The organism is Bacteroides sp. An269, assembly GCF_002159755.1.
GTDB classification, from domain to species: Bacteria; Bacteroidota; Bacteroidia; order Bacteroidales; family Bacteroidaceae; genus Phocaeicola; species Phocaeicola intestinalis.
This window is the reverse complement of record NZ_NFJG01000162.1, coordinates 1-6,073: the sequence shown is the minus strand read 5'-3', so window position 1 is coordinate 6,073 and position 6,073 is coordinate 1. Positions and strand designations below refer to the sequence as shown.

Genomic DNA, 6,073 nt, shown 5'->3' with positions numbered 1-6,073 from the left:
TAAGAAAGTCAATGCGCTTAGGCCTGCGAATCGCCGGTTCTTTTTATCGGCGAAAAACTCTTTTATCTTTTTCTTGTCCATAGCGTGTCATGTATCTTGTTTTCTGTGGGCAAAGATACAATTATCCGCGAAAAAATCCCCGTTAACCTAAAGATAACATACCGATAACCTATGGGATGAGAACAGATACTTATTTTTGCACCAGTAAACAATAAAAATGGATAGACGTATGAAAACAAATTTAGGAACTCTGTTTGAGGACACTTTTGAGGAAGAAAAGAAACGGAAAAACAAAATGCCGCTTTGGGCGGACCTTCTGCTGATTGCAGTCTTTTTCTTTATAGCCGCCGGAGGTGCGGATATTCTCGCTTTAGCTTTATCCGATGAGGCTTTCCGGCATACGGGCGAGTATCACCTGCTGTATATGGGATTGCAGGCTGGAGCGATATTTCTGGCAATATTGCTTTTGCATTGCCTGATAGACCGCCGTCCGTTCCGCGAACTGGGAATGTCCGCTTCCGGCACTTGGGGCAAGTACCTGCAGATAGGTATCGGCTGGACATTCGCTTTGTTTGTTATCGGTTTCGGCATTTGCTGGTTGAGCGGTTCGGTGTCCGTTGCTTCCGTGCAATGGAATTGGAAGGACTTGTCGCTCAGCCTGCTTGTATTCTTTATCGGAGCTTTTAACGAAGAAGTATTAATTAGAGGATATCTGCTGACCCGCTTGTGCCGCACACGGATGAATGTGTGGGTAAGCCTGATTATCTCTTCCGCCGTATTCTCTGCCCTGCATCTGGCAAATTCCGGTATCAGTCCGGTTGCGCTTGTCGAGCTTTTCCTGAGTGGCATCACATTCGGCTGCATGTATCTGTTTACCAAGAACCTGTGGTTTCCCGTTATCGCCCATTGTGCCTGGAACTGGATTCAAGGACCGGTGTTCGGTTTCAAGGTTAGCGGGACGGATATGTTTTCTTCACTCATCACCCAAAACATGATTCATCCGAACCTTATCAACGGAGGTCTGTTCGGTTTCGAAGGTTCCCTTGTCTGTATCGTGCTGGAGATAGTCTTTATCGGACTTTTGATAAAGGTTTTTAAGTAAGGATATTTAGAAGAAATTGTTTTGAATTTCTACAAATATCCTATGTAGGGGCGTATCGCATACGCCCCAGAAACAGCCACGTGGATAAGTTGGCGTATTCGGGCGTATGCGATACGCCCCTACAAGTCGATTGGGTAAATACAGCATTCGGCATTTTATTTTGAGAAGGCAAAGAACGAAGAGTGTCGCATTTCATTTCTGATTGATTATAAAATATAACCCGTAATCCGGCTATATAATTGCCCTCGAAAAGTAATATATTCATCTGCCAATGAATATATACTGCAACCGCCGATGAATATATATTTGTTAGCGGTTGCAGTATATATTACTTTAGGCATCGGTTTTATTGGCTGAACTCCGGATACCTGTTTCCTCTCCTATCTGTTCTTTATTTATCCGGACATGAATTTCGCAAAAAGCTTATGTAGGGGCGGGGTTTGCCCGCCCGAATGTATCAACCGATGCAGTTGCTGGTGTTTTTGGGCGGGCAGACCCCGCCCCTACGGTTGTGATGGAATGAACACATTCATTCTTTTGGAAAAAACAAGGCGAACTCGGTGAACTCTCCTTCGATGCTGCTGACGAATACCTTTCCTTCGTGGGCATGCATCACTTGTTGTACGAAGTTCAACCCTAAGCCGAAGCCGGAAGGTCTGTTCTTGTTCTTCTTCCGTCCGGCTGCGGCACGTTCGTATTTGTTGAAGATAGTGCGCTGGTCGGCTTCCGAAATGCCCAGACCGTTGTCATGTACCTTGACGACGGTGTATTTCTCGTTCAGTTCCGAACGGATGCGGATGTCTACCCCTTCGGGTTTCGAATACTTGATAGCATTGTCTATCAGGTTACTCAATATTTCTTCCAAGTATTCCTTGTCGGCATATACCGCCGGAGCTTTCAGGTCGGCGGTGAACCGGACGGGCTTTTGTGCCTTGGCGGTAAACTTCACGGTCAGGTTCTCTACCATCGGTTCCAGCGGTACGTCTTCCCGGTTCATTTCCAGCTTGTGGCTTTCCAGCTTCGACAGGGTGAGCACCTTGTTGGTTAGGGTCAGCAGGTGGTCCACCTCGTTCTCGGCTATGGTGTAATATTTCTCTTTTGTCTCGGGCTTGTTGTCCAGCCTTCCGCTATGCAGGAAATAGAGTGCGGTGAAAATGGAGCTGAGCGGTGTCTTCATGTCGTGTATCATGGCATAGGTGAAGTCTTCACGTATCTGGAAAATCTTGTTCATACGCGCGATGATACGGATTTGGCAGATGATGCAGGAGATGACAAAAGATAAGATAATCAATGTGGAGATAATGAGAAGCCCCATGCGTTCAAAAATGTATTTGAAGGGATTTTCCAATATAATTTGTACTCCTTGAGAGAAATCTAATCTTGTTGGGATAATATCGGATTTAATAAGTCCTAATTGGAATAGTTTATGCGTATTACTTTTATCGTAAATCTCTTTTGTCTTAGGATTGACATTGCATATAACATAGTCTGCATTTATATCTTTTTTATGTAGATAAACGCCTGCAATGGAATCTATTTCTGTTATTGAATATTGAAGCCCCAATTTGTATATTCCTTCATATAAATATGTATTTGAGGATATGGAGTCATTTTGTGGGCCACCTAGAATTTCGTAACCGTCAGGAATATGGGATGATATGATATTTGTTTCTTCATATAGTGCTGTATCTAAAATGGACGTACATTCTTTTTGGATGTCATTTCTAATTAAGGTGTATACATTATATAGCCACACCGCCTGCAAAGCCAATGCCCCGATAAGTCCTAAGAAAGTCAATGCGCTTAGGCCTGCGAATCGCCGGTTCTTTTTATCGGCGAAAAACTCTTTTATCTTTTTCTTGTCCATAGCGTGTCATGTATCTTGTTTTCTGTGGCAAAGATACAATTATCCGCGAAAAAATCCCCGTTAACCTAAAGATAACATACCGATAACCTAAAAGGAAAGACGGAACACTTACCTTTGTCATATCAAAATAAAACAAAAGTATCACATTAAAATAGAACGTATTATGAAAACAATGAATTTGAAAAAAACAGCGAGTGTAATGGTATTGGCAAGTGTAGCAACAGTGATGAGCGCACAGACTCCGGAGAAGTTGTTCAACGATGAGTTGGCGGGCAAGCGTGTGACGGTGCGCGAGGTATGCGTAAAGACCGATATGGGGTACGTGAAATCGGTGCGTAGCGAAATGGTTTATTCGGATAAAGGCGAACTGCAGAGCAAAGACATTTACCGTTGGAACGCGGCAAGCCAAAGCTGGAAACTCTCCCGCAGCTATGATTATGCTGCCGAAGGCGTCCGCTTTACCGATTACGAACGATGATGGTTTGTTCACCACAGATTATACGGATTGAAAATAATTAATAGTGAACAATTAATAGTTAATAACGACAAGCACAACTTTGGGTTATTTATGATTCGCTCTTAATTGTAACTTAGAAGCTGTTTTGAATTTCTCCAAAAAGTTTTTCTTGGCTTGATGTATCTGTTTTCGTGTGTGCTTTGGGCGATTTTTTGGTCCTTTTCGCTCCTGTTCTTCGTCAGATAGCCCGCTATCTTCCTCATCACAGAAGCGAAAATGCCTCAAAAACTCATCCCAAATCATCGCACGATAAATTCAAAACAGCTTCTTAATCTGTGTAATCTGTGGTGAAAAAGCTCTTATTCCGTTACCAGCATCAGCCCGATGCCCCGCACGGTTTTTATTTCGATATCTGCATCAGATTCGAAATGTTTGCGAAGCTTGTTGATAAACACATCCAGGCTGCGCGAGGCAAAGAAATCGTCTTCCGTATTCCAGAAACGGCTCAGGATAGCTTCGCGGCGCACCACTTCGTTCTTGTTCTCGGCAAGCAGCTGCAATATCTGCGCTTCCCGTTGGGTCAGCACTTGAAGCTTTCCGTTTGTATCATTGCGTAAAGTGGCATGGGCGGGTTCCAGCGTATAGTGCCCTATCTTGAGGCAACCGTTTTCCGAACGGCTTTTCTCTCCGCTCTTCATCTTTAAAATGGCATGAATATGGGCGTCCAGTTCATCGGGTACATAGGGCTTTTTTACATAATTGTTTACCCCGAACCCATATCCTCTCCGTACGTCTTTAGGAGAAGTCAGAGCCGAAGCAAAAAGGATAGGGGTATCACCATCGGTCTCCCGGATGCGTTTTACCATTTCGAATCCGTCCATTTCAGGCATATCAATATCACTGATAATGATGTCGGGTCTGTGCTGTTCCCAGGCTTCCAGTCCCTCTTTTCCATTGGCAGCGGTACACACATCGTATCCGCCTATCAGTTCCTGCAGTCCGCTCTGTACGATGTAGCACAGGTTGGGATCGTCTTCTACCAACAAAAGTTTAATCATAATCCTTGTTTTCGTTCAATCTGGCGGTAAAGATAACGATTATCCTGTCAAATAAAAAGAGAATATGCTTCTTTTTCCAGTCTTCGTCACTCAAAAAAGCAGGGGCTCAAAAAAGCAGGGGAACAGGTATGCCGAACGGCACGTACAGTAGTGTAATGAGGCAGGAAAACAAAAGCAGGAAGAAAACGATTTCGTTTTCCTCCTGCCCGGTTATTTTTCTTACCGAAATGATAAAATGCTATTGTTTATGAGCAACGCAATACCTGACCGATGCGCAAGGTTGTGGTACGCTTAATGCCGTTCATCTTACACAGACGGTCGATAGATACGTGGTAAATCCGGGATATACGTCCCAAGGTATCTCCCTTGCGTATCTTATGATAACGGATAGCACCACCTTCTGCAGGTGAAGATTCCGCGTTCTCGATTTTCTTCCCGCTCTTCAAGTTTGCCAATGCACGTGTACGCTGGTACGGATAACGGTTTGCGTTACGGATAAACAGGTAACTGTCTGCCACAATATCCTGTTTCGGAAAATCAAACATAAATTCAGGATTAATCACCTCGCCCAAGAAACGGGTTTCGAAATGCAGGTGCGAACCAGTAGAACGTCCGGTATTGCCTCCCAGACCTATCACATCGCCAGCCTTTACGTATTCGTCTTCTTTCACCAGTTGTTTGGAAAGATGACCGTAAATGGTCTCCAACCCGTTGTCGTGACGAATAACCACATACTTGCCATAACCGCGGCGCTCATACTTCACCATACGTACTTTCCCGTCGAAAGCCGCCCGAATGGTATCACCGATATATACTTTAATATCTAACCCATTATGCATACGACGCCAGCGCGGACCGCACTTTGAGGTAATCTTCGTATGCGTAGTGGGCATGCAGAAACCGGTTAAATCAATTCGGAATGTATCTGGGACTTGTACCGTATTGCCATAAGCATGTACACGGTCGTTCTGCCAGTTTGGATACAGATTATAGGCAGGATAAACGGCTTGTTCAGCCTTGATTTGGCGAATCAGCGCCAACGAGTCTACAGCTTTCAGCTTTCTGTCGATAGGTGCCTGGCGTGCCAGCAAGTCCTGCCCCGATACGTTTACGCTCACCAGCGCCAACGCAGCTACCGCTACTGTTCTAATACATTTTAAAATCATTATATGCCTTTCTTCTTTGCTTGTATTCATCAGCCGGATTTCTCTTTTTCCGACTAAGGCCAGAATATCATTTATGGTTAATTAATCAGCTAATTCGAGCATCGTGTAAACATACGGATGCTTGCTTTTGTTCAAAAAGCGTTCCAAATATAGCTTTTTTTCTGCAATGTAGAGTTAGCAGTTAACTATTTTTTATGTATTTTTATGCTACAAATAAACCTTATTGATCTATTTATGTTTCACAACATGTATTTTATGCTTATTCGGATAATCTTCTAGGGAAAGGCGTGAATGAGACGGAAAGCATGTAAGAAATAGAAGCTGTTTTGAATTTCTCCAAAAAGTTTTTCTTGGCTTGATGTATCCGTTTTCGTGTGTGCTTTGGGCGATTTTTTGGTCCTTTTCGCTCCTGTTCTTCGTCAG

7 protein-coding genes are annotated in these 6,073 nt (G+C 43.8%); 2 read left to right on the top strand and 5 right to left on the bottom strand.

Annotated elements, in window-relative coordinates; all coding sequences use genetic code 11:
* Positions 1-229: 229 nt before the first annotated feature.
* A complete protein-coding gene (locus tag B5F71_RS18205; RefSeq protein WP_087213191.1) occupies positions 230-1,102 on the top strand; it encodes a type II CAAX endopeptidase family protein in 873 nt (290 codons plus the stop codon).
* Between the two features lie 40 nt (positions 1,103-1,142).
* Here B5F71_RS18205 and B5F71_RS19950 read toward each other — a convergent pair whose 3' ends face one another.
* Entirely contained in the window at positions 1,143-1,367 is a 225-nt protein-coding gene (locus tag B5F71_RS19950; protein WP_143269941.1) for a hypothetical protein, read from the bottom strand.
* Between the two features lie 264 nt (positions 1,368-1,631).
* Positions 1,632-2,417, bottom strand: a complete 786-nt coding sequence (locus B5F71_RS21100; protein WP_241148647.1) for a HAMP domain-containing sensor histidine kinase — start codon at positions 2,415-2,417, stop codon at positions 1,632-1,634.
* A gap of 715 nt (positions 2,418-3,132) precedes the next feature.
* Here B5F71_RS21100 and B5F71_RS18195 point away from each other — a divergent pair.
* A complete protein-coding gene (locus B5F71_RS18195; RefSeq protein ID WP_087213184.1) occupies positions 3,133-3,447 on the top strand; it encodes a DUF3836 domain-containing protein in 315 nt (104 codons plus the stop codon).
* A gap of 84 nt (positions 3,448-3,531) precedes the next feature.
* Here B5F71_RS18195 and B5F71_RS20505 read toward each other — a convergent pair whose 3' ends face one another.
* The 3 genes from B5F71_RS20505 to B5F71_RS18185 form a co-directional block, all read right to left on the bottom strand.
* Entirely contained in the window at positions 3,532-3,729 is a 198-nt protein-coding gene (locus B5F71_RS20505; protein ID WP_158098148.1) for a hypothetical protein, read from the bottom strand.
* Positions 3,730-3,785: 56 nt separating this feature from the next.
* Positions 3,786-4,484, bottom strand: a complete 699-nt coding sequence (locus tag B5F71_RS18190) for a response regulator transcription factor (RefSeq protein WP_087213181.1) — start codon at positions 4,482-4,484, stop codon at positions 3,786-3,788.
* A gap of 245 nt (positions 4,485-4,729) precedes the next feature.
* Positions 4,730-5,650: a peptidoglycan DD-metalloendopeptidase family protein gene (locus tag B5F71_RS18185; protein ID WP_087213194.1), complete on the bottom strand. Its 921-nt coding sequence runs from the start codon at positions 5,648-5,650 to the stop codon at positions 4,730-4,732.
* Between the last annotated feature and the right edge of the window lie 423 nt (positions 5,651-6,073).

What these genes read in the sequence shown, in the direction of transcription:
- B5F71_RS18205 (WP_087213191.1), top strand. Translation starts at nt 230, where the DNA reads ATGAAAACAAATTTAGGAACTCTGTTTGAGGACACTTTTGAGGAAGAA.
- B5F71_RS19950 (WP_143269941.1), bottom strand. Translation starts at nt 1,367, where the DNA reads ATGAATATATTACTTTTCGAGGGCAATTATATAGCCGGATTACGGGTT.
- B5F71_RS21100 (WP_241148647.1), bottom strand. Translation starts at nt 2,417, where the DNA reads ATGGGGCTTCTCATTATCTCCACATTGATTATCTTATCTTTTGTCATC.
- B5F71_RS18195 (WP_087213184.1), top strand. Translation starts at nt 3,133, where the DNA reads ATGAAAACAATGAATTTGAAAAAAACAGCGAGTGTAATGGTATTGGCA.
- B5F71_RS20505 (WP_158098148.1), bottom strand. Translation starts at nt 3,729, where the DNA reads ATGATTTGGGATGAGTTTTTGAGGCATTTTCGCTTCTGTGATGAGGAA.
- B5F71_RS18190 (WP_087213181.1), bottom strand. Translation starts at nt 4,484, where the DNA reads ATGATTAAACTTTTGTTGGTAGAAGACGATCCCAACCTGTGCTACATC.
- B5F71_RS18185 (WP_087213194.1), bottom strand. Translation starts at nt 5,650, where the DNA reads ATGATTTTAAAATGTATTAGAACAGTAGCGGTAGCTGCGTTGGCGCTG.